24 protein-coding genes are annotated in these 22012 nt (G+C 70.7%); 16 read left to right on the forward strand and 8 right to left on the reverse strand.

The genetic code is table 11. The annotated features are described in order from the left end of the window. Positions 1-2: 2 nt before the first annotated feature. Positions 3-1391, forward strand: coding sequence for a M15 family metallopeptidase (locus BLR90_RS18145; protein WP_091026651.1), 1389 nt, complete (start codon positions 3-5; stop codon positions 1389-1391). 147 nt (positions 1392-1538) lie between these two features. On the opposite strand, the gene BLR90_RS18150 is transcribed toward BLR90_RS18145, so the two are convergent. Next, complete coding sequence (locus BLR90_RS18150; RefSeq protein WP_091026652.1) at positions 1539-3689, reverse strand: signal peptidase I; 2151 nt, start codon at positions 3687-3689, stop codon at positions 1539-1541. A gap of 45 nt (positions 3690-3734) precedes the next feature. Then, complete coding sequence (locus tag BLR90_RS18155; protein ID WP_091026653.1) at positions 3735-4349, reverse strand: hypothetical protein; 615 nt, start codon at positions 4347-4349, stop codon at positions 3735-3737. Positions 4350-4512: 163 nt separating this feature from the next. On the opposite strand from BLR90_RS18155, the gene BLR90_RS18160 reads away from it, so the two are divergent. From BLR90_RS18160 to BLR90_RS18170, 3 genes are all read left to right on the forward strand, one after another. Continuing rightward, the gene (locus BLR90_RS18160; RefSeq protein WP_091026654.1) at positions 4513-4938 is read left to right on the forward strand and encodes an HIT family protein; all 426 of its coding nucleotides are present in this window, start codon (positions 4513-4515) and stop codon (positions 4936-4938) included. A gap of 49 nt (positions 4939-4987) precedes the next feature. After that, entirely contained in the window at positions 4988-5755 is a 768-nt protein-coding gene (locus BLR90_RS18165; RefSeq protein WP_091026655.1) for an SDR family NAD(P)-dependent oxidoreductase, read from the forward strand. Between the two features lie 97 nt (positions 5756-5852). Then, on the forward strand, positions 5853-6860 hold the full coding sequence (locus BLR90_RS18170; protein ID WP_143016263.1) for a DUF3048 domain-containing protein: 1008 nt from the start codon (positions 5853-5855) through the stop codon (positions 6858-6860). Between the two features lies 1 nt (position 6861). On the opposite strand, the gene BLR90_RS18175 is transcribed toward BLR90_RS18170, so the two are convergent. Next, positions 6862-7548 carry a TetR/AcrR family transcriptional regulator gene (locus BLR90_RS18175; RefSeq protein WP_091026740.1) on the reverse strand — a complete coding sequence of 229 codons (687 nt, stop codon included), beginning with the start codon at positions 7546-7548 and terminating at the stop codon, positions 6862-6864. A gap of 139 nt (positions 7549-7687) precedes the next feature. Here BLR90_RS18175 and BLR90_RS18180 point away from each other — a divergent pair, with 139 nt between their 5' ends. The 6 genes from BLR90_RS18180 to BLR90_RS18205 all read left to right on the forward strand — a co-directional run bounded on the left by BLR90_RS18180 (position 7688) and on the right by BLR90_RS18205 (position 12367). Next, positions 7688-8224 carry a hypothetical protein gene (locus tag BLR90_RS18180; RefSeq protein WP_091026657.1) on the forward strand — a complete coding sequence of 179 codons (537 nt, stop codon included), beginning with the start codon at positions 7688-7690 and terminating at the stop codon, positions 8222-8224. Positions 8225-8296: 72 nt separating this feature from the next. After that, a complete protein-coding gene (locus BLR90_RS18185; RefSeq protein WP_091026658.1) occupies positions 8297-8854 on the forward strand; it encodes a YqgE/AlgH family protein in 558 nt (185 codons plus the stop codon). Between the two features lie 198 nt (positions 8855-9052). Continuing rightward, positions 9053-9604, forward strand: a complete 552-nt coding sequence (locus tag BLR90_RS18190; protein WP_091026659.1) for a M23 family metallopeptidase — start codon at positions 9053-9055, stop codon at positions 9602-9604. A 46-nt stretch (positions 9605-9650) separates the two neighbouring features. Continuing rightward, on the forward strand, positions 9651-9908 hold the full coding sequence (locus BLR90_RS18195) for a DUF3039 domain-containing protein (protein ID WP_371863179.1): 258 nt from the start codon (positions 9651-9653) through the stop codon (positions 9906-9908). Beyond that, complete coding sequence (locus BLR90_RS18200; RefSeq protein ID WP_170254373.1) at positions 9905-11722, forward strand: DEAD/DEAH box helicase; 1818 nt, start codon at positions 9905-9907, stop codon at positions 11720-11722. The genes BLR90_RS18195 and BLR90_RS18200 overlap by 4 nt, the downstream gene beginning before the upstream one ends. A 9-nt stretch (positions 11723-11731) precedes the next feature. Then, entirely contained in the window at positions 11732-12367 is a 636-nt protein-coding gene (locus tag BLR90_RS18205) for an IclR family transcriptional regulator (RefSeq protein ID WP_091026660.1), read from the forward strand. 1 nt (position 12368) lies between these two features. Here the strand turns inward: BLR90_RS18205 and BLR90_RS18210 are convergent, their stop codons facing one another. Then, positions 12369-12851 carry a winged helix-turn-helix transcriptional regulator gene (locus BLR90_RS18210; RefSeq protein WP_091026661.1) on the reverse strand — a complete coding sequence of 161 codons (483 nt, stop codon included), beginning with the start codon at positions 12849-12851 and terminating at the stop codon, positions 12369-12371. Between the two features lie 55 nt (positions 12852-12906). On the opposite strand from BLR90_RS18210, the gene BLR90_RS18215 reads away from it, so the two are divergent. Further along, positions 12907-13356 carry a PaaI family thioesterase gene (locus BLR90_RS18215; RefSeq protein ID WP_091026662.1) on the forward strand — a complete coding sequence of 150 codons (450 nt, stop codon included), beginning with the start codon at positions 12907-12909 and terminating at the stop codon, positions 13354-13356. Here BLR90_RS18215 and BLR90_RS18220 read toward each other — a convergent pair. Next, positions 13349-13807 carry an Lrp/AsnC family transcriptional regulator gene (locus tag BLR90_RS18220; protein WP_245715387.1) on the reverse strand — a complete coding sequence of 153 codons (459 nt, stop codon included), beginning with the start codon at positions 13805-13807 and terminating at the stop codon, positions 13349-13351. The two genes, BLR90_RS18215 and BLR90_RS18220, sit on opposite strands and share 8 nt — an antisense overlap. 81 nt (positions 13808-13888) lie before the next feature. Here BLR90_RS18220 and hppD point away from each other — a divergent pair, with 81 nt between their 5' ends. Then, positions 13889-15106, forward strand: coding sequence for a 4-hydroxyphenylpyruvate dioxygenase (hppD, locus tag BLR90_RS18225; RefSeq protein WP_091026664.1), 1218 nt, complete (start codon positions 13889-13891; stop codon positions 15104-15106). A gap of 6 nt (positions 15107-15112) precedes the next feature. On the opposite strand, the gene BLR90_RS18230 is transcribed toward hppD, so the two are convergent. Further along, positions 15113-15751, reverse strand: coding sequence for a TetR/AcrR family transcriptional regulator (locus tag BLR90_RS18230; RefSeq protein ID WP_091026665.1), 639 nt, complete (start codon positions 15749-15751; stop codon positions 15113-15115). Positions 15752-15788: 37 nt separating this feature from the next. Here BLR90_RS18230 and BLR90_RS18235 point away from each other — a divergent pair, with 37 nt between their 5' ends. After that, positions 15789-16319 (forward strand): DUF1697 domain-containing protein, encoded by a 531-nt coding sequence (locus BLR90_RS18235; protein ID WP_091026666.1) that lies wholly within the window; start codon positions 15789-15791, stop codon positions 16317-16319. Here BLR90_RS18235 and BLR90_RS18240 read toward each other — a convergent pair. Beyond that, on the reverse strand, positions 16291-17535 hold the full coding sequence (locus tag BLR90_RS18240) for an MFS transporter (RefSeq protein ID WP_091026667.1): 1245 nt from the start codon (positions 17533-17535) through the stop codon (positions 16291-16293). The genes BLR90_RS18235 and BLR90_RS18240 overlap by 29 nt on opposite strands. 151 nt (positions 17536-17686) lie before the next feature. Between BLR90_RS18240 and BLR90_RS18245 the strand changes: the two genes are divergently transcribed. Further along, positions 17687-20275, forward strand: coding sequence for a C25 family cysteine peptidase (locus BLR90_RS18245; RefSeq protein WP_091026668.1), 2589 nt, complete (start codon positions 17687-17689; stop codon positions 20273-20275). A gap of 11 nt (positions 20276-20286) precedes the next feature. Here BLR90_RS18245 and BLR90_RS18250 read toward each other — a convergent pair whose 3' ends face one another. Continuing rightward, entirely contained in the window at positions 20287-21066 is a 780-nt protein-coding gene (locus BLR90_RS18250) for an enoyl-CoA hydratase-related protein (RefSeq protein ID WP_091026669.1), read from the reverse strand. Between the two features lie 25 nt (positions 21067-21091). Between BLR90_RS18250 and clpS the strand changes: the two genes are divergently transcribed. Beyond that, the gene (clpS, locus tag BLR90_RS18255) at positions 21092-21400 is read left to right on the forward strand and encodes an ATP-dependent Clp protease adapter ClpS (RefSeq protein WP_371863180.1); all 309 of its coding nucleotides are present in this window, start codon (positions 21092-21094) and stop codon (positions 21398-21400) included. 4 nt (positions 21401-21404) lie between these two features. Continuing rightward, the gene (locus tag BLR90_RS18260; protein WP_091026671.1) at positions 21405-21989 is read left to right on the forward strand and encodes a DUF2017 domain-containing protein; all 585 of its coding nucleotides are present in this window, start codon (positions 21405-21407) and stop codon (positions 21987-21989) included. Positions 21990-22012: the final 23 nt, after the last annotated feature.

Raw genomic sequence — 22012 nt, forward strand, 5'->3', positions numbered from 1 at the left:
CCATGTCGTTCGGGCGGTCACGCCTCTTCCTGGTGTCCACCGCGCTCTCCGCCGCGATGCTCGTGTCCGTCGCGCCGGCGGCCAGCGCGGCCGAGCCGACCGTGCTCACGCTGACGGCGCCGGGCGGCTACGCGGGCGAGGACACGACGCTCGCCATCGCGCTGACGCAGGCCGACGGCGCTCCGGTGCCCGCAGCCCAGGTGGTGGTGGAGCGCCGGGTCGGCGACGCGTGGGCGGTGGTCGGCGCGGTGACCACCGACGACGCCGGTTCGGCGACGTTGGAGCAGACGCTCTCCCGGGCGGCGGCCGACAACCTCTGGAGGGCGTCGTACGCCGGCGACGCGACGTACGCGCCGTCGGCCGACGAGGCAGGCGCCTCCCTGCGCCGCCGCAACGCCACGGTCCGCCTGACCGGGCCCGTGCGTGTCGTCGACGAGCGTTCGGCGCTGCTGCGGGTGCGTTGGACGACGGGCTCCGGACAACCGGTCCGTGGGACGCTGCGCCTCGAGCGACGGATTGCCGGGCAGGGCTGGAAGCGCGCCGGGACACTGCTCACGCGCGCCGACGGGCGGGCGTCGGTGCGCATGTCGCCGCGCATGGACTCACGCTGGCGGGTGCGGGCGCCGCGCCTCGACTGGGTCCACGGCGACCTCAGCCGGGTCCATGTCCTCGACAACGTGCCGCCGCGCGCCCCCGTCGTACTCCCCGCCGGCGCGCCGGAGCCCCGGGTCCAGGTGCCGGTGCCGCGCCGCGCCGTGGGCGAAGGCGCCAACCTCGTGGTCTCGCCGATCCCGGACGGGGTCTGGGACGAGATGACCGGCGTGACCTGGCACCGCGGCTGTCCGGTCGGCCGCTCCGGCCTGCGACTGGTGCGCGTCAACTACTGGGCGTACGACGGTTACCGGCGGCGCGGTGAGGTGGTGACGGCGGCGGGTGCCAGCGACCAGATCGGGGGCGCGCTCGCGGAGATGTACGACCGCGGGTTCCCGATCCGCTCGATGTACCGCGTCGACCGGTTCGGCTGGTCACGGCGGCTCCACGGTGGCGACGACTACGCGTCCATGGCGGCCGGCAACACCTCGGCGTTCAACTGCCGCTGGGTCGTCAACAGGCCGGGAGTACGCTCACCGCACTCCTACGGCCGGTCGCTCGACGTCAACACCTGGGAGAACCCCTACCGCTCGGCCACCGGCCTGGTCCCCAACAGCTGGTGGCAGGGGCGGTCCCACCCGCTGGTGGCCTGGCGCTCGCGCAGCCACCCGGTCGTGCGGATCATGCGCTCCCACGGCCTGCACTGGACCTACGGCCGCGGCGACACCCAGCACTTCGACGCCCGGCGCCACGGGCGCGTGGTGGGTTATCGCGGCTGCGTGGACGTCTACTGCCACTGACCTCCTCCCGCGAGTCGGCGCGTGTGCACGCCAGAAACACGCCGAGTCGGCGCCAACGTCGTGCACAAGCGCCGACTCGGCGTCGAATGGAGGTGCACAAGCGCCGACTCGGCGTGCGGTGCACTGCCACTGAGCGACCGGCGGTACTCAGAACTGGTGGTCGGACACCCCAGACTCGAAGACGGTCGTGACGTTGGTGCCCACGCCGCCCAGGTCGGTGGCCAGCCCAGAAGGAGTCCACGACATGGTCGAGGCGTTCGAGGTGGTCCGCACCGCGCTGCCACTGGCCTGCCCGCCGACCGAGATCGTCACGCGGGTGACCTGTACGCCGTTGACGGTGACGGTCGACGCCACCATGGTGGCGTTGAACTGGGCGGTCAGGTTGTTGCTGATGTAGTCCTCGCGGAGGTTGACCGACCCGAGGTTGACCGGTGCACCGCCGCGCAGGATGTCCACCGTGTCCGAGTTCCCGGTCAGGCCCAGGACCCTGCCGTCGCGGAGCCGCAGGGACACGGGCACCGCCGAACCGTCCCAGCCCGAGCTGATCGAGCTGGTCGTCATCAGCTCGCTGTAGGTGAAGCTGATCGAGTCGCCGCTCTCCAGCCTGCCGGTCACGCCACCGTTGGTGGTCTGGACGTCGGAGGCCCGGGGCGCGGTGTTGTCGACCCGGCGGTTGACCACGACGTTCGAGGTCGTCGTCCGGCCGGCGCCGTCGGTGACGATGGCGCGTAGGTCGTAGAGCCCGTCGGGCTGGGTGGCGGTGTTGTAGGCGCAGCTGTAGGGCGAGGACGTGTCGGTGCACACCGGGCCCCAGGTGTTGGCGCCGGCCGGGGACCCTTCGATCCGGACGGAGGCGACTCCGGAGGTCGAGCTCGCGGTGGCGGTCAGGCTGACGGTGCCGCGGATGATCGCGCCCGGGTTGTTCATGACGACCGAGGTCACGACGTTGTCGACCACCCGGTTGGTGACCACGGCGGATGTCGTCGAGCTCCCGGCGACGTCGGTCGCCACGGCGCGGAAGGAGTAGCTGCCGTTGGCCAGAGTCGCAGTGTTGACCTGGCACGAGTACGGCGACGTGGTGTCGGTGCAGAGGTCGGTGTACGTCGACGAGCCCGTGACGGCGTACTGGATGACGACGCGCGCGACACCGGAGTGGGCGTCGGTGGCCGTGGCGGAGAAGGTGACCGTGCCGTTAAGCGGGCTGCCCGGGTTCTGCATCGTGACCGTCGGTGCCAGGTTGTCCACGAGGACGTTGCTCACCACGGAGGAGGTCAGGGTCGTGCTGGCGGACGTGGCGACTGCGCGCAGGTCGTAGGCGCCGTTGGCGACTCCGGCCGTCGCCCAGCTGCACGAGTAGGGGGCGGTGGACTTCGTGCACGCCGTGGTCCAGGTGGACGTGCCGCGCACGGCGTACTCCATGCGGACCACGTAGCTGTCGTCGGCTCCGGCGTTGGACAGCGTCGCGGTCAGGGGCACCGAGCCGCGCACCACGGCGCCGGGGGAGGCGAGGGCGAGACGGTGGGCCAGCGAGTCTGACACCGTCCAGGTGTTGGAGGGCGAGACCGTCGTGTCCGTGAACCCGGCCGAGGCCAGGTCGCCGCCGGAGACTCCGATCCCGCCCGCGACCAGGAGGGCCAGGGTGGGCACCACGGCTAGGGGTCGCCGGCGGCCGAAGCCGCGGTGGCGGCGACCCGGGCGCGGGTTCCCGGCGCTTCGGTCGTTGCCGTCGCGGTTGCGGCCGAAGCCGCGCGAGGCGAGGCCCATCGCCAGGGTCGTGATGGCTCCCCACAGCACGAGAGGCACGACGTCGCCGTCGGCGAACCAGACGAGTGGTCGGCCGATGAACGGCACCAGCAGGGTGGCCCGGGCCTCGACGTCCTCGCTGGTGATCGGTGTCGCGTCGTTCGAGGCGTTGGCGTCACCGGCAGTGGCGAACTCGCCGCTGTCGAGCTTCTCCACCACCCGGTGCACGAGCAGCTCGTCCTCCCCGGGCTTCGCCGGGTTCGCGAAGATCACCACGCGACCGAGCGGTACCTCCTCGGACGCGGCGAACGGCTTGGCCACCACCACGTCGCCGACCGAGATCGACGGCTCCATCGAGCCGCTGCGCACGATGAAGGTGGACCAGCTGACCAGCGTCGGCAGGATCGCCGCCAGCAGGAGAGTCACGATGAACGCGCGGTAGACCCGTCCAACGACGTGCGCCAGGAGGCCGGCCCAGGCAGCGAGCGCCGCCCGCTCGCGCCCGTCCCTGTCTGCGGGCGCGGCGGGAGGAGCCAGCACGGCGGCGGTTGCCATGGGGTTCCTCTCGACGAGCTCGGAGGGAGCGCGAGGTCAAGCAGGTCAGCTGCTCTGGAGCTCCCACTGCAGGTCGAGGCCGGTGTGGGTGCCCTGGAAGTTGTCGACCTGGGTCTGGGTGAGGCCGGTGGTGTCGAAGGTCCACGTGATCTGGTAGGTCCGCGACTGGGTGCCGGCGATGACCGGCCAGCCGCCGACGCCGTTGGCATAGCTGCTGGCCAGGGCGAGGTTGGCCAGTGAGGTGTTGTTGATGATGGGGTTCCCGGTGGTGTGGGCCACGAAGCCGGTGCAGTCGGCGAACGAGCCGCCATCCCCGGTGTTGACGGTGACCTTGATAGCGCTCTCGAGGCCGGAGGTGGAGGCGACGGCGTTGAGGGCGTAGGCCTTGACGGTGCCGGGTGCGGTGGTGGTAGCCGTGACGGTGATGCACTTGGTCTGGGTCTGGCCGGGAAGCATGTTCGTAACCTGGAACCGTGCGGAGCCGGCGTCGTCGTCGGTCAGGGCGATCGAGCCGGTCGACCAGTCGTTGCCGGAGTTGCGCGTGGTGCCGCTGAAGGCGGCGTACGACGACTGCCAGATCAGGGCGGCGGCCGCGATCATGGCGACGGGGGTGGCTGCGGTGACCGCGATCTTCGCGGCCGTGGTGGAGGGGGTGCGCATGGTGCTCCTCAGGTGGGGGGTGTGCCCGCATCCTTTACGTCGGGTAACACTTTCCCTAGCGATTCGCGGAGAAATGACTAGACCGGTGGTACAGACCACCCGAATTGACTAGGCGAAGCCTCCACACCGCTTCCGTTCGGGCGTCGATCGGTACCCTCCGACCATGACTGGGCGGGGGTCTCCGACGTGCGTGTTCTGCGCGATCGTCGAGGGCGAGGTGGAGGCCGACCTGGTGCTCGACGAGACCGACTTCGTGGCCTTCCTCGACCGGCGCCCGGTCTTCAAGGGCCACGTGCTCCTCGTGCCGCGCCGCCACCTCGTCACCCTGCCGGACCTGCCCGCCGAGCTGCGCGACGGCTTCCTGGAAGCCGCCCAGCGGCTCGCGGCCGCGGTGGTCGAGGCGCTGGGCGCCCAGGGGAGCTTCGTGGCGATGAACAACGTGGTCAGCCAGTCGGTCCCGCACCTGCACCTGCACGTCGTCCCCCGCACGAAGGGCGACGGCCTGCGCGGGTTCTTCTGGCCCCGCACCAAGTACGCCGACCAGGAAGCGGGGCAGTACGCCGCCCGTCTTCGCGCCGCTCTAGAGTGATCGACCGAGAAGCAGAGCGGACTGGACCGAGATCGAGGAGCTGCACATCATGGGTCGTTTCGACGGACGCGTCGCCGTAGTCACCGGAGCCGCCCGCGGCATCGGGTTCGGGACCGCCACGCGGTTCGCGGAGGAGGGTGCGTCGGTCGCGATCATCGACCTGGACGAGACCGCCGCGGCCGAGGCCGCGGCCAAGCTCCCCCTGACCGACGGCGCGAAGGCCGTCGGCATCGGCGCCGACGTGAGCAACGGCGAGTCCGTCGACGCCGCGGTGGCCCGCGTGGTCGCCGAGCTCGGCGGCATCCACATCCTCGTCAACAACGCCGGCATCACCCGCGACAACCTGCTGTTCAAGATGTCCGAGGACGACTGGGACCTCGTCATGAACGTCCACCTCAAGGGTGCCTTCCTGATGACCAAGGCCGCCCAGAAGCACTTCGTCGAGCAGAAGTACGGCAAGATCCTCAACCTCTCGAGCGTGTCCGCGCTCGGCAACCGGGGCCAGGCCAACTACTCCGCCGCGAAGATGGGCGTGCAGGGCTTCACCCGCACCCTCGGCATCGAGCTCGGCCCCTTCGGCATCAACGCCAACGCGATCGCCCCGGGCTTCATCGCCACCGAGATGACCGACGCCACCGCGGCCCGGCTCAAGATGGACGTCGACGAGTTCCGGGCGCTCAACGCCGAGGCCAACCCCGTGCGCCGGGTGGGCTTCCCCGAGGACATCGCCGCGGCCGCCGCGTTCCTGTGCAGCGACGAGGCGTCGTACATCACCGGGCAGACCCTGTACGTCGACGGCGGCGCCAAGCTCGGCTGACCCCTGGGGGTCCGACACACCGGCGCGGATGCGCCGTCGAGGCGACTGACGCAGCCACACTGAAGTCGATCAACTCACTACACGTTTGGAGCTTGTCGTGCGTCTTTCCCGCATGTTCGCCAGCATTCTCGTCGCCGGAAGCCTCGTGCTCGCCGGCTGCGGAGGCGACGACGGGGGTGACGAGCCCGACGAGCCGGGCGCCGAGTCGAGCACGGCCCCCGACGTCCCGGACTCCTGGCCGCTGACAGGCCTGGAGGTGCCGGGCGGCAAGAGCGCCGCCCTCACGCACCCCGTGATGGTGCTCAAGATGGACAACACCGAGTCGAGCGCGCCCCAGGTGGGGCTCGGCAAGGCCGACCTGGTCGTCGAGGAGCTGGTCGAGGGCGGAGTGACCCGGTTGGCGGTCTTCTACTACTCGCAGGTCCCCGGCAACGTCGGTCCCGTGCGCTCCATGCGGGCCAGCGACATCGGCATCGTCTCGCCGGCCGACGCGGCCATGGTGACCAGCGGGGCGGCCCCGGTGACGATCCGGCGGATCAAGGAGGCCGGCATCACGTTCTTCGCCGAGGGAGCCAAGGGCTTCTACCGCGACGACAGCCGCATCGCGCCGTACAACCTCTTCACGAACATGAACGACGTCGCGACGCTGGTGAAGCAGAAGGAGAAGCGCCCGGGCGACTACCTGCCCTGGGGTGACGCGAGCGACCTGCCCAACGGGCAGCCCGCCAAGCAGATCGCGGCCAGCTTCTCCGGCGGCCACACCACCAACTGGGCGTTCCGCGACGGCGGTTACGTCAACGAGAACACCTTCGCCGCCGACGGCGACCACTTCCCGGCCGACACCGTGCTGGTGCTGCGGGTGAAGGTCGGCGACGCCGGCTACACCGACCCCGCCGGCAACCCCGTCCCCGAGACCAAGCTCGAGGGCAAGGGTGCGGCGCTGCTCTTCCACGACGGCCGCCTCGTGCGCGGCACCTGGTCCAAGAAGTCCCTGGACTCCGCGCTCGAGCTCTCGACGCAGGCCGGCAAGCTCACCGTCCCGGCCGGCCGGGTCTGGATCGAGCTGGTCCCCGAGACCGGCGGCGACGTCACCTTCTCTGGCTAGGTCACTCCACGACGTGGAACGCGTTGGGCAGGGCCACGTCGTTCTCGACGAGTGCCTGGAAGCCCGAGAGGATGAAGCCGATCGCGGTCTCGACGCGCACCGCTGCGGCGATCGGGTCGTCGGAGCTGGACACCGCCTCGCCGGCTGACGACATCGCCCCGAAGAAGATCCGGGCGAAGGTCTGCTGCATGGCCTCGTCGAGGTCCCACTTGCCGGCGGCGAGCACCGACTTGACGATGTCGAGCACGTTGGCGAACGTCGAGCGCTCCTCCTGCTCGCGGTAGCGCTCGTAGCCCAGCACGGCCGGGCCCTCCTGGATCACGATCCGGCGGTAACGGGGCTCCTGCACGACCTCCAGGAACGCGCGCAGGCCGGCCAGCGCCTTGTCCCACGGGTCGCGGTGGCCGCGTAGCGCACCCTTCACGGCACGCGCCGCGTCACTCTCCACCCGCTCGAAGACCGCCTCGAACAGCGCCTGCTTGCCGCTGAAGTGGTGGTAGAGGGCGCCCTTGGTGACCTGGGCGCCGGCGACGATCTGGTCGAGGGAGGCCGACGCGTAGCCGTGATCGGTGAAGAGCTGCTCGGCGACGTCGATCAACGCCCGCTTCGTGGAGGCGGAGTAGGCCGCGCGTCGGCTACCGACGGTGGGGACCTTGGGGACGAGCTTGGAGACCGCGGACTTGCTCACCGACCGAAGCATAGGCGTGCGCTCGGTCACTGGTGGTCAGGATCACCCTGCCGGAGGTTGAGGTACTCGCAGTCGGCTACGTACTCTGAGTACGTACTCGCGGTATGCGAGTGCCGACGCAACCTCAAGGGGAACTGCCATGACCTGGAAGTCCTTCCACAACCGGGGCGAGATCCTCCGCTCCGTGACGGCTGCTGCCGACACCCGCCGCGACGGCGTCCTCCCGATGGACGTCGACGGGGTAGCCGAGACGTTCGGCGACGAGCTCACCCTGCTCGCCGCCCTTCAGCTCAAGTGGCACACACGGCTCGCGGGCAACGTGGAGAAGGCCCTGACCGACCAGCCGCTGGACCTCGACGTCGCCGTCGAGTCCGCCTGGGGCGAGACGGCCGACCGGATGCCTGGGATCCGCCTGATCCTGGACCACTACCGCGCCGAACCGGTGGACGAGGCCATGGCCCGCGCCATGGCCAAGGCCACCGCCAAGGAGCACATGATGCTGGCGGCCACGGCCGGCCGCTCCAGCGTCGACGACGCAGCGGCGGTGGCGGTGGGCGCGCAGCTCGAGGAGGCCGCGCGCCTCCACCACCGGGGGGTCTCGACGGTCGTCGTACCCGGCGGTGCGCACGCCCGGCCCACGCTTCTCGACCGGCTCAAGGCGGTCGTGGCGGCCTGAGTCCGTGACCACCCGCCTGCTGGGGGGCAGGCGGGGCTGCCGTGCGCCGGCACGGTGTTGCATGATGGCGAGATGACGCAGGTGGCGGCGGGGATGCTCCTCGTGGCCACGCCTGCCCTCAACGACCCCAACTTCGTCGACGCGGTCGTGCTGATGCTCGACGTCGATGACAACGGGGCGCTCGGCGTCGTCCTCAACCGGCCCTCCGGGCTCCCGGTGGCCGAGGTGCTCGACGCGTGGCGCGACGTCGTCACCGAGCCCGAGGTGCTCTTCCAGGGCGGCCCGGTCATGACCGAGGGCGCACTCGCCGTGGCCCTGTTGAGGTCGGCGGACGACAACCCGGTGGGGTTCCGTGCCGTGACCGGACAGCTCGGCCTGATCGACCTCGACACCCCTGTCGAGCTGCTCGGTGACAGCCTGGACTCGCTGCGAATCTTCGCGGGCTACGCCGGCTGGGGTGCCGACCAGCTCGAGGGCGAGATCGAGGAGGGCAGCTGGTACGTCGTGCCGGCGCACGCCGCCGACGTCTTCCGCGAGGACCCCTCCGACCTGTGGCGCGACGTGATGCGCCGTCAGCCCGGCGACCTTGCCTGGCACTCCACGCGCCCGGTCGACCCCGACCTCAACTGACCTCCCCCCTGCGCGTGGCCTGGGCGTGACCTCCGTCGCGCCGTTTTACCCTCTTGAGCGGGGCAGCTAGCACCGGGGTGTGACCGCGGTTACGCCTGGAGACTGGCGGATTTGAGGCGTCCGACGCCCATCTGGCCCACTGGTTGCTAACTCCCTGCTTGCAAGAGCAAGCAGCGTCGCCAGAAAGCAGCCCGTTCCATGCGCCTCCGTCTCCAGCACCTCCTCGTGGTGCCCGCCGTCGCCGTCGGCCTCCTCGGCACGTCGTACGCCGAGACCCCCGCGGTCCGCCCCACGAGCGCCCAGGTCCAGGCGCCCCCCTACCTCGTCCGCGCCGGGCACACGTTCCAGCCCGCGCCGTGGGCCCTCCCGGTCACCGACTACCGGCTCACCGGTCGCTTCGGCGCCTCCGACTACTACTGGGCCAGCGCCCACACCGGCCTCGACTTCGCCACCGCGCAGGGCTCCACGATCCGCGCCGTCGCCGGAGGCATGGTCACCCTCGTGGAGTACGACGGGTCCTACGGCTACAAGACCGTCGTCACCCTCGAGGACGGCACCGAGATCTGGTACTGCCACCAGGACGAGCAGCTGGTCACGACCGGGCAGCGGGTCCGCACCGGCCAGCCGATCGGGACCGTGGGCTCCACCGGCAACGTCACCGGGCCCCACCTGCACCTCGAGGTGCGCCCGGGCGGCGCCGACCCCGTGGACCCGCGGCAGGCCCTGGCCGCCCATGGCCGGCTCGCCTGAATCCCACCTGGTTTCCCGGGCCCGGACAGGGCTTAGAGTTGGGGGCGTGACCTCCATCGGCTTCTCGACCAAGACGGACACCATCGTCGAGCAGGACCGTCGTACCGTCCCCACCGACGAGGGTGACCACGAGCGCTTCTCTCACTACGTCGACAAGGACAAGCTGACCGAGGCGATGGTGATGGGCACCCCCGTGGTGGCCCTCTGCGGGAAGGTCTGGGTGCCGAGCCGCGCGCCCGAGAAGTTCCCGGTGTGCCCGGAGTGCAAGGAAGCCTGGGAGAACTTCAAGGGCGCCGACGAGTGACCGAAGGCGCTGACCATCACGACGCCACCGCCGCCCCCGTCCCAGAACTGACTCCCGCGCTCACCCCGGCCTGGCCGGACCGTGCGGCCTGGGGCACGGCGCCCTCGCTGCGCGCCTGGCAGACCGCGGCGATGCGCGACTACGTCGAGCGCTCCCCGCGCGACTTCCTGGCCGTGGCGACGCCCGGCGCCGGCAAGACGACGTTCGCGCTGTCCGTCGCCGCCGAGCTGCTCGGCCGCCGCGTCGTCGACCGGATCATCGTGGTCGCGCCCACCGAGCACCTCAAGCTCCAGTGGGCCGAGGCCGCCGCGCGCGCCGGGGTGCCGATCGATCCGGCGTACTCCGCGGGCAAGGGCAAGATCTCCAGCGACTACCTCGGGGTGGCGGTGACCTACGCCGGGGTGGCGGTCAACCCGCTGGCGATGCGCATCCGCACCGAGCGCTTCAAGACCGTGGTCATCCTCGACGAGGTGCACCACGCCGGCGACGCGCTGTCGTGGGGCGAGGGCGTGCGCGAGGCCTTCGAGCCGGCCGCCCGCCGGCTGGCGCTGACCGGCACGCCGTTCCGCTCCGACATCAACCCGATCCCGTTCGTGACCTATGCGCCTGGCCCCGACGGCGTACCCCGCTCGGTCGCCGACTACAGCTACGGCTACGCGCAGGCGCTGGCCGACCACGTCGTGCGCCCCGTGCTCTTCATGGCCTACTCCGGCGAGATGACCTGGCGCACCCGCGCCGGCGACGAGATCGCCGCGCGGCTGGGGGAACCGCTGACCAAGGACCTCACCTCCCAGGCGCTGCGCACCGCCCTCGACCCCTCGGGCTCCTGGATCCCCTCGGTGCTGGAAGCGGCCGACCGCCGTCTCTCCGAGGTGCGCCGCCACGTCCCCGACGCCGGGGGGCTGGTGATCGCGACCGATCAGGACTCCGCTCGCGCCTACGCCAAGGTGCTGCGCCGGATCAGCGGTGAGCCGCCGGTGGTGGTGCTCTCCGACGAGAAGGCGGCGTCGAAGAAGATCGCGGGGTTCGCCACCAGCGAGGCGCGCTGGATGGTCGCCGTACGGATGGTCTCCGAAGGGGTCGACGTGCCCCGCCTGGCGGTCGGAGTCTACGCCACCACCACCTCGACCCCGCTGTTCTTCGCCCAGGCGGTGGGCCGCTTCGTGCGTGCCCGCTCCCGCGGCGAGAGCGCGTCGGTGTTCGTCCCGTCGGTGCCGGCGCTGCTGGGCTTCGCCTCCGAGATGGAGGTCGAGCGCGACCACGTGCTGGGCCGCAAGGTCTCCGACGAGGGTGACCTCTTCGCCGCCGAGAAGGAGCTGCTCGCCCAGGCCGAGGCCGGTGACACCGAGGCCGGCGACGAGGGGCTGCCGTTCGAGGCCCTCGGCTCGGAGGCGCGCTTCGACCGGGTGCTCTACGACGGTGGCGAGTTCGGCCACGCGGGCGAGGTGCACGTGGGGTCCGAGGAGGAGATGGACTTCCTCGGCATCCCCGGGCTGCTCGAGCCCGGCCAGATGCGCGAGCTGCTCCAGCAGCGGCAGAGCGACCGCGCCAAGCAGCAGAAGCGCTCGGCGCTCCCGCCCGACCCGACCGACGCCACCGAGAGCCTCCTGGCCCACGAGCAGCTGGCCGTGCTCCGGCGCGAGCTCAACGGGCTGGTCGCTGCGTGGCACCACCGCACCGGACAGGCGCACGGCATCACCCATGCCGCGCTCCGCAAGGAGTGCGGCGGCCCGGCGGCCGCGGTCGCCAACGCCGAGCAGCTCCAGATCCGGATCAACCGCGTGCGGGAGTGGGCGGCGCGCAAGTCGTCCTAGGCTGGGGCCATGGCCGCGGAGACCTCCCAGACGCTCGACCGGGGGGTGCGCGTCCTCAGCGTCCTCGCCGGTGCGCCCGACGGGCTCACGATCTCCGAGCTCGCCGTACGCCTCGACATCAACCGCACGGTCGTCTACCGCCTGGTCAGCACGCTCGAGCAGCACGCACTGGTACGTCGGTCCGCGCGCGGACGACTCCACATCGGCCTGGGCATGCTGCACCTCGCCTCGGCTGTGCACCCGCTGGTGCGCGACGTCGCCAACCCGCTGCTGCGTGAGCTGGCCGAGTCGGTCGGCTGCACCGCCCACCTGACCGTCGCCGAGGGTGACGAGGCCCAGGCCCTGGCCGTCGTCGAGCCGTCCTGGACCGACTTCCACGTCAGCTACCGGGTCGGCTCGCGCCACCCGCTCACCCAGGGCGCCGCGGGCAAGGCGATCCTGGCCGGCCGGGCGGGGGAGTCGACGCCCTACGTGCTCACCGTCGGCGAGCTCCAGACCGGTGCGCGCGGCCTCGCCGCTCCGGTGCTCGGCGTCGAGGGACTGGAGGCGAGCGTGGGCATCGTGACGCTCGGCGACCTCGACGAGGAGGGCGTCGGCCCGCAGGTGGTCGAGGTCGCGGCCCGAGTCGCCGAGCGGCTGCGCTGAGCTAGAACGGACGCGCCCCGGGGCCGGGACGCGGCGCCACCCGGCGCACGTCGTCGACGCGGTGGCCGTCGGCGCACTCCAGGACGGCGTTCATCTGGGCACCACAGTCGCGGTGCGCGAACTCGACCGGTGGGCCCTCGGGGTCGGCGACGTAGCGGTCGCCCCAGGCGGCGATCGCGACCATCACGGGGTAGAGGTCGAGCCCCTTGGCGGTGAGGCGGTACTCATGGCGCAGCCGCTCGCCGGGCTCCTGGTAGGGCTCCTTGCGCAGGATGTCGTGGTCGACCAGGAGCCCGAGCCGGTTGGTGAGCACCTGGCGCGGCATCGCGGTGTGGCGCCGCATGTCCTCGAAACGGCGTACGCCGTTGAAGACCTCGCGCAGGACCACCAGCGTCCCGCGCTCGCCGAGGATCGTCATCGTCCGGCCGACGGTGCAGTTGTCGGTGGCGAAGGCGAGGGCCGGGGGAGCGGGGTGCGGGCTCATGCGCGCAGCCTAGGTCTTGTTGACAGACCCAGCAAGGACGAGGCAGGCTGGGTCCATGACTCAGACTCAGGTGGATCCCTCCGCGATGGACGGCTACGAGCAGCTCCTCGCGATCGGCGACGGCCGGCTTCCGCCACCTCCCATCGCCGAGACCCTCGGGCTCGTGAACTTCGGCGGCGAGCGCGGCGCGATCTCGGTCGAGCTGACGCCGGAGCTCCGCCACTACAACCCGCTGGGCTCCGTGCACGGCGGCGTCCTGTCGACGATGCTCGACACCGCCGCCGGCTGCTCGGTCCACTCGACGCTGGCGGTCGGGGAGGGCTACACCTCGCTGGACCTCACCGTGAAGTTCCTGCGGCCGGCGACGGTCGAGTCCGGCCTGCTGCGCGCCGTGGGCAAGGTCATCCAGCGCGGACGGCGTACGGCGCTGGCCGAGGCGCAGGTGTTCGACGCCCACGGCAAGCTGGTCGCGCACGCGACCAGCAGCTGCATGATCTTCAGCTGAGCTCGCGCACCAGGGGCAGCACCCGGTAGGGGACCTGCGTCGCCAGGGCCATCACCGTCGACGCGCGCTCGACGCCGGTCAGGGACACGACCCGGTCGATGACCCGCTGGAGGTCGGCGTTGGTGCGGGCGACCACCCGGCACCACAGGTCGCCGGCACCGGTGATCGTGTAGGCCTCGAGCACCTCGGGCACGCCGGCGAGCTGCTCGGCCACGGCCTCGTGGCCCGAGGACTGCTTGATCTCCAGGGTCAGGAACGCCGTCACCGGGTAGCCCAGCGCCTCGGGGGACAGGTTGGGCCCCCAGTCGGTGATGACGCCGCTGGAGGTGAGCTTGTCCACGCGTGCCTGCACCGTGCCGCGGGCGACACCCAGGCGCCGCGACGCCTCGAGCACGCCGATGCGGGGGTCGTCGGCGAACAGCTCGATCACTCTGCGGTCCAGGTCGTCCACGTGAGGCTCCGTTCTTGGACAAGTTGCACACTTGCTCATCGGACTGTTGCACAAAATGTCAGCAGCAGACACCCTGACGCCATGACGACGACTGCCTCCACCGGTGGCGCCCTGACCGCCGACGAGCTCAAGGCCGACCTCACGCTCGAGCAGCTGCGCCAACTCGTCGGCCTCGTCGAGTACGACGAGGAGGGCGACGTCTTCCCGGTCACGGGCTGGGACGCCATCGTCTTCGTGGTGGGCAACGCCACCCAGGCCGCGCACTACTACCAGTCGGCCTGGGGCATGGAGCTGGTCGCCTACTCCGGGCCCGAGAACGGCCAGCGCGACCACAAGTCGTTCGTGCTGAGGTCGGGCTCCATCAAGTTCGTCCTCAACGGCGCGGTCGACCCCGACAGCCCGCTGGCCGATCACCATCGCCGGCACGGAGACGGCGTCGTCGACATCGCGCTCGAGGTGCCCGACGTCGACCGCTGCATCGCCCAGGCACGCCAGGCCGGCGCGACCGTCGTACGCGAGCCGGAGGACGTCACCGACGAGCACGGCACGGTCCGGATCGCGGCCATCGCGACGTACGGCGAGACGATCCACACGCTCGTCGACCGCAGCGGCTACCAGGGCCCCTACCTCCCCGGCTACGTCACGCGGGAGAGCACCTGGGTCAAGCGCGACGGACAGCCCAAGCGCCTCTTCCAGGCGCTCGACCACATCGTCGGCAACGTCGAGCTCGGCCACATGGACGAGTGGGTGTCGTTCTACAACCGGGTCATGGGCTTCGTGAACATGGCCGAGTTCATCGGTGACGACATCGCCACCGACTACTCCGCGCTGATGAGCAAGGTCGTCGCCAACGGCAACCACCGCGTGAAGTTCCCGCTCAACGAGCCTGCGATCGCCAAGAAGAAGTCGCAGATCGACGAGTACCTCGAGTTCTACCGGGGCGCCGGCGCCCAGCACCTCGCGGTCGCGACCAACGACATCGTCGCCTCGGTCGACGCCCTGCGGGCCAACGGCGTCGAGTTCCTCACGACGCCCGACTCCTACTACGAGGACCCGGCGCTGCGCGCCCGGATCGGCAACGTCCGCGTGCCGATCGAGGAGCTGCAGAAGCGGGGCATCCTGGTCGACCGCGACGAGGACGGCTACCTGCTCCAGATCTTCACCAAGCCGCTGGGCGACCGGCCCACCGTCTTCTTCGAGCTCATCGAGCGCCACGGCTCGCTCGGCTTCGGCAAGGGCAACTTCAAGGCGCTCTTCGAGGCGATCGAGCGCGAGCAGGACGCCCGCGGCAACCTCTGAGGCGGCTCAGGCGTCGAGGACCGAAAGCGGCATGCCGAGCTCGCGGGCGGTGCCCTCCATCGAGTGCCACGCGAACGAGCTGAGGTAGCCGCCGACCTGCTCGCGCGTCATCGTGCGGGTCTCGAGCCACCACTCGCCGATGGCCAGCCCGCTGCCGACGATGCCCTGGGCCCAGACCTCGGCACCGCTGTCGTCGAGGCCGAGGCCGCGCAGCGTCTCGCTGAGGAAGTGCGCGAGGGTCGAGACGATCTTGACCTTGCCGTCGGCCAGCGGGTCGCCCCCGGGGCGGTGGCGCACCAGCATTACGAACAGCTGGTGGTGCTCCTCGATCATCGAGAGGTAGCCGTCGATGGCACCCGCGAACTTGTCGCGCACGGGGCCATCGGCGAGCATCGCCGGGACCACTCGACGCAGCACCTCGTCGGCCCCCCACTGCCCCACGGCTGCGTGGAGCTCGTGCTTGTCGGCGAAGTAGCGGTAGAGCACCGGCTTGCTGACGCCGGCCTCGGAGGCGATCTGGGCCATGCTGACATCGGGCCCGTGAGTGTCGATGGCTGTCACCGCCGCGGCCACCAGTTCGGCGCGGCGTTCAGTTCGGTGGACGTTCCAGCGCGAGGAACGTCCGTCGGTCTCCCCAGACGACATGCCTGGAGGCTATCCCGAGAACTGGCATGATCCCGGAATGGTCACGTACGTGGGGTTTCTTCGGGCGATCAACCTCGGCGTGAAGCGCAAGTTCCCCAAGGACGCGATCGTCGCGGCAACGCAGGCCGCGGGCTTCACGAACGCGGCGACGCACATCAACACCGGAAATGTCCGGTTCGACACCGCCATGCGGTCACGCGCCAGGATCGAGGCCGCTCTCGAGCGCGCGTACGAAGCGTCCCAGGGCTTCGAGGTGCCGACGATCGTGTTCACCCAGGCCGAGCTGTGCGACATCGCCGCCGAGGCGGACCGCCTGGGGGACGGGCATGCGGGCCGTCACTACGTCTCGCTGCTCAAGGACCCGCCCGCACCGGCGCAGGCACGGGCGATCGAGGAGCGCAGCACCCCCGAGGAACGCGTGCACGTCGCCGGGCGCGCGGTGCACCTGCTGCTCGGGGAGAACTACCACGAGGCGACGCTGAGCAACGCCGCCGTCGAGAAGGTCCTCGGCGTCGCCACCAACCGCAACGTGACGGTGATCAGGGCGCTACGTCAGAAGTGGTGCTGACGCGCGGCAGGGTGCGCACCGCCCTCGACGCGAGGGTGAGCGCGACGATCGCGAGGTAGGCGAGGCCGCCGAACAGGATCACCCGCTGTACCCCGAAGGCCACGCCGAGCGGCCCGAACAGCAGCTGCCCGACGGGGATCGCGACGAACGAGCCCAGGGCGTCGTACGAGTAGGCGCGCGAGAGCATGTCGTCGGGGATGTTCTCCTGCATGGCGAGGTTCCAGCCGAGGTTGAAGATCTCCGTGCCGGCGCCGGCCAGGACCGCCACCGCCATCACCGGGGCGACCTGCGGATGGAGGCCGAGCATCACCATCGGCAGCGCGAGCGCACCGATGCCGACCATCCCGAACAGCAGCGGCCGCTCCAGCCGCACCCGCGTCATCACCAACGTCATCGCCAGCAGCCCGACCGCCTCGGCCGACAGGATCAGGCCCCACCCGCGCTCGCCGATGTCGCTCTGCTTGGCCAGGACCGGGCCGAGCGTCGAGATCGCGCCGGAGTGGATGGCGTTGAGCGCGCCGAACGCCAGGACGACGACCCACAGCCAGGTCGTGGACCGGAAGACCGTCCAGCCCTCGCGGAGCTCGACGAGCATCGAGGGGGCGTCCTCACGCCGCACGGGCGCGGGGATCTTGACCCGCAGCAGGAGGGCCGCGGCGGCGAGGTACGACGTGCCGTCGACCGCGAGCGCCCAGCCGGGACCGACCGTGACCACCAGGATGCCGGCGACCGAGGGCCCGACGACGGTGAGCGTCCCGCGCATCATCGAGATCAGCACGTTGGCCTGCTGCAGCTGGTCGCGCGGGACGAGCTGCGGCAGCACGCTGGCGAGCGCCGGGAAGCTCAAGGCCGACGACGTGCCGATGATCGCGGCCAGGCAGACCAGCTGCCAGACCTGGGCGTGCCCGCTGAGCACGAGCGACGCGATGCCCAGCTGGCACAGCCCGGAGACGACGTTGGCCGACTGGATGACGAGCGTGCGCCCGAACCGGTCGGCGACCACGCCACCGACGAGCAGGAACACCACCATCGGGATGCTCATCGCCGCCAGCACGGTCCCGAGCGCGCTGGGGGAGTCGCTCACCTCCAGGACGGCGAACGCGAGCGCGACGCTGGCCATGGTGCCGCCGACCATGTTGACCAGGCGGGAGTAGAAGTACCAACGGAAGTTCTGCTCGCGCAGCGGCGCGAGCGTGTCCGGCCTTCTCTTGCTCATCCCCCAGCCCCTCCCATTGTCGAAACCGGTCTATATCACCCTTGCCTCGGCATCGGAGCCCGGGGCTACCTTGAACACGAGGTGGTGGCGTGAGCCCCTGGGGGGCGCCTCGCGGTCAAGACATCCCCTCATCGATCGGTAGGCCTCCCCCATGCCCCGACTTTCGCTCTGCTCACTGCGCAGCTCCATACTCGCTCTCCTGACCACGACGGTCCTCGTCGTCTCGCTGTCCGCCTCTGTGCCGGCCGCAACCGGAGACGCCCCGTCGGCTCGGGAACCTGCCCGGTCGTCCGAGAAGGCGAGCCCGGCCGCCAACAAGGCGCTGCGGACCCTCGTCACCCAGACCGGCAAGCTGTCCAGGAAGGCCGTCAGGCCACCCTCTCGCACCCGGCTGGTCAAGCTCTCCCGAGCGGCGCGCAGTCACGCGGCCGCCGCGCCGTGCCGCTCGGTGGCCGAGCTGGCGAGGTACCGGACCGTGCTCAAGGGCACCAAGGTGCGACCCAGGCCCAAGGCGCTGAGGACCCGGACGCTCAACCGGCTCGCGGGTCTCAACACCCTCTCCACCCGGGCCAGCCTTCTCTTGCTGGCGTCCCCCAAGACCCGGCAGTGCGGGGGCGGCGTCACGCCGAGCACCCGCGACGACTCCAAGACGACCGTGCTGGCCAGCACCGGCAACCACCTGAAGCTCGCGGTGGCCATGCCGCGGGTCGTGATGATGCCCGAGCGGGTCGGGGGCAAGTCGTACGTCAGGCTGCTGGCACCCGACACGGTGACCCCGGGGCGGCCCGGGCAGCCGGGGATCCCGATCGTCTCGGAGCTGTTCGGAGTGCCGGAAGGCGCCGAGGTTTCGGTCGACCTCGCCTCCTCGAAATCCGTGACCCTCGACAACGTGCAGCTCTTCCCCACCCAGCCGGAGCCCGTCGACGACGAGCCGGCACCCGACTTCGACGCGCCGCCCTTCAGCGCGCCGGACTTCGTGGCGGAGCTACCGCTCAAGGGCACCTTCCCGCAGCGGCCGGCCGACGCGGACCTGCTGGGGACCGCGCGCGACGTCCGCATCGGACGGATGGGGCTGGCAACGGCCCAGTACACCCCGTCCACGGACACCCTCAAGGTGTTCACCAACCTGGTGTTCGACGTGAGGTTCAAGAACGGGAAGGGCTTCGACGCCCCGCTCTCGTCGCCGTGGGAGCTGTCAGCCTCGCGACTGGTCGGTGGGCTCCTCAACGAGGAGCTCATCCACAACGGCGGCGTGTTCGAGCCGTACCGCTGCGGTGAGGAGCTGATGGTCATCACCAGCGCCGCCACCTTCTCGGAGGCCCAGACCTACGCCGACGCGCGGACGGCCGACGGCTTCCGCACCCGGGTCTACACGCTCGGGCGCGCCCTGGGAACGACAGCCACGGCGATCCAGACGTTCATCCGCTCGCACCTCAACAGCGCCACCTGCATCCGACCGAGCTACGTCACGATCATCGGCGACGACGAGTACGTGCCCACCTTCACCACCGGGCCGGGAGGCATCCCCTCGGACAACCCGTACTCGACGGCTAACAACGCCGACGAGCTGCCCGACGTCGCTGTCGGCCGGATCCTGGGCAACACCACGACCGAGCTGCAGAACTTCATCGCCAAGATCAACCACTACACGGCGACGCCGCCCACGGGCGCGATGCTCACGCGGGCCAGCATCGCCGCGCAGTTCCAGGACACCGACGACGCGGGCGAGGTGAACGACGGCCGCGAGGACCGGACGTTCATCCAGTTCGCAGAGACCGCGCGCACGGGACTGATGCGGCGGGTGGTGACGGTCGACCGGATCTACGACGACAACCCCGCCACGACGCCGACCCACTTCAACGACGGCACGGCGCTGCCCTCGGGTCTGCTCCGGCCCGGGTTCGCCTGGGACGGCGACGGGGCCGACGTGACGGCGGCGTGGAACGCCGGCCGGTTCCTGATGGTCCACCGCGACCACGGGTGGTCCGACGGCTGGGGTGACCCTTACTTCACGACCACCGAGGTCAACGCCCTGACCAACACCAACGACCAGCTGCCGGTCCTGATGAGCATCAACTGCGCGAGTGCCAGCTACGACAACGACGAGACGTCGTTCGTCCAGCAGGCACTGGTGAAGGAGACCGGTGGGGCGGTCGCCGCCTTCGGTGACACGCGCAACTCCCCGAGCTGGCACAACTCGCAGATCGGCCTCGGGTTCCTCGACGGCCTGCTGCCCCACGTGCTGCTCGGTGAGGGCCCGTCGACCAAGCTGCGAGTCGGCGACGCGCTCGTCAACGGCAAGCTCCGCCTGGCCGGCCTGGCGCCGCCGTCGGGACCGGGGATCGCCGGGGGAGATGGCAACACCCGCAACGAGCTCTACCTGTGGCACCTCTTCGGTGACCCGACCATGAAGATGTACGGCGGGACCAAGCAGTTCCTGATCCTGGAGCCTCGGCAGTTCACCACGGTCTACCGCCCGCTGCCGCCCACCCCGGAGCAGACCTTCCCGTACGAGGTCGAGATCAACCTGCCGCAGCCGTTCGCGGGCCAGCCGATGAGCCTGATCACCCTCAACGCCAACGGCGGGTTCCTCGACGTCGTCGGAAAGGCCGTCGGTGACGGGTCGGTGAAGGTCACGATCCCGGCGCAGTTCAGTGACGGCGCGCCGGACCGGCTGGCCGTGGTGGTCAACGCCGACGACGCCAACCCGGTCGTGATCGAGGTGCCGATGGCCCAGTGACCGCCTGGTGATCACTCACCTCTGAAGACGGGCCGGCGACGTTCGCTGAAGGCACGCATGCCTTCGGCGACGTCGCCGGTGCGCATCAGCAGCGTCTGGCCGGTGCGCTCTCGTTCGAGTGCGGGCTCCAGCTGGGTCAGGGTGGCGGCGTTGATGGAGCGCTTGGTGGCGGCGAGGGCCAGTGGGGGGCCGGCGGCGAGACGGCGCACGATCTTCTCCACGACGGCGGGGAAGTCCGCGTCGGAGGCGAGGTGGGTGACCAGGCCGGCGTCGTAGGCCTCCTGCGCCGACAACGGCTCCGCGAGCAGGCCCATCCGCATCGCCCGGGCCCGGCCGATGGAGGCGGCCACGGTCGCCGACGCGCCGCCGTCGGGCATGAAGCCGATCCTCGTGAAGGCCAGCAGGAAGCTCGCGGACTCCGCGGCGACCACGATGTCGGAGGCCAGTGCGGCCGAGCAGCCGACGCCCGCGGCGATCCCGTTGACCGCCGCGACCACCGGCTTGTCGAGGCCGACGATGGCCCGGATGATCCGGTTGGCCGCGTCCATCGCGCGCACGTCGAACTGCTCGTGCGCGTTGTCGCCCGAGATGTCCGCTCCGGTGCTGAAGGCGGGCCCCGTGCCGGTCAGGACGACGACGCGCACGTCGTCGCGGCTGACGGCCTCCTCGGTCAGCCGTGCGAGGTCGACGGCCATCTCCGGGCTGAGGGCGTTGAACACCTCGGGCCGGTCGAGCGTGAGCCATAGAGCGCCGTCGTCGAGGCGTGTCTGGAGATCCGTGCCTGAGTGCATGCGGGGAGTGTGCCACCATGGATCCGTGTCCGCTGCCAGCCCCGTCGAGGTCGAGCCAGACACCGACAAGGACCTCGCTCACGACGAGATGACGGTCCTGGCCACCCCCTGGGTGACCATCGTCTGGAACGACCCTGTCAACCTCATGTCCTACGTCACCTACGTCTTCCAGAAGCACTTCGGGTACGACAAGTTGAAGGCCGAGAAGCTGATGATGGAGGTCCACGAGGACGGCCGTTCGGTCGTCAGCACGGGCAGCCGCGAGGAGATGGAGCGCGACGTCCAGGCGATGCACGAGTACGGCCTGTGGGCCACGCTCCAGAAGTCCGAGTAGCGGCGTGGGAGCTTTCACCCGGCACCGCCGCAGCCAGCGGGTCATCGCCAACTTCACCGGCTTCGAGGCCGACCTGCTGCGCTCGCTGGCCTCCCAACTGGTCGAGCTGCTGCGCAACGAGTCGGCCGTGCCCCGCGAGGACCAGGACCCGTTCGAGGCGATGATGGACTTCTCCGGGCCTACCTCCGAGCCCGAGGACCCGGTGCTGGCCAGGCTGTTCCCGACCGCCTACCCTGGCGACGAGGAGGCCGCCTCGGAGTTCCGTCGGTTCACCGAGGGGGCACTGCGCGACGGCAAGGCCGCCGCGGCCTGCACCGTCATCGACACCCTCGAGGAGGCCGGGCTGCCCGAGCAGCTCAGCGAGGACGGGCTGATGATCGACGTCGAGCTGGACGAGCCGACCGCCGAGACCTGGCTGCGCTCCTTCACCGACGTCCGCCTCGCGCTGGCCAGCCGGCTGGGCGTCGAGGAGGACGACGACGACTACTGGCTCAGCCTTCCCGACGACGACCCACGGGCCCAGGCCCACGACATCTACGCCTGGGTGGGCTACCTCCAGGAGACGCTGGTCGATGCCCTGAGTCGGTGACGACGGTGCGGATGAAAGACTCC

It is taken from the genome of Nocardioides szechwanensis (genome assembly GCF_900103935.1).
GTDB classification, from domain to species: domain Bacteria; phylum Actinomycetota; class Actinomycetes; order Propionibacteriales; family Nocardioidaceae; genus Nocardioides; species Nocardioides szechwanensis.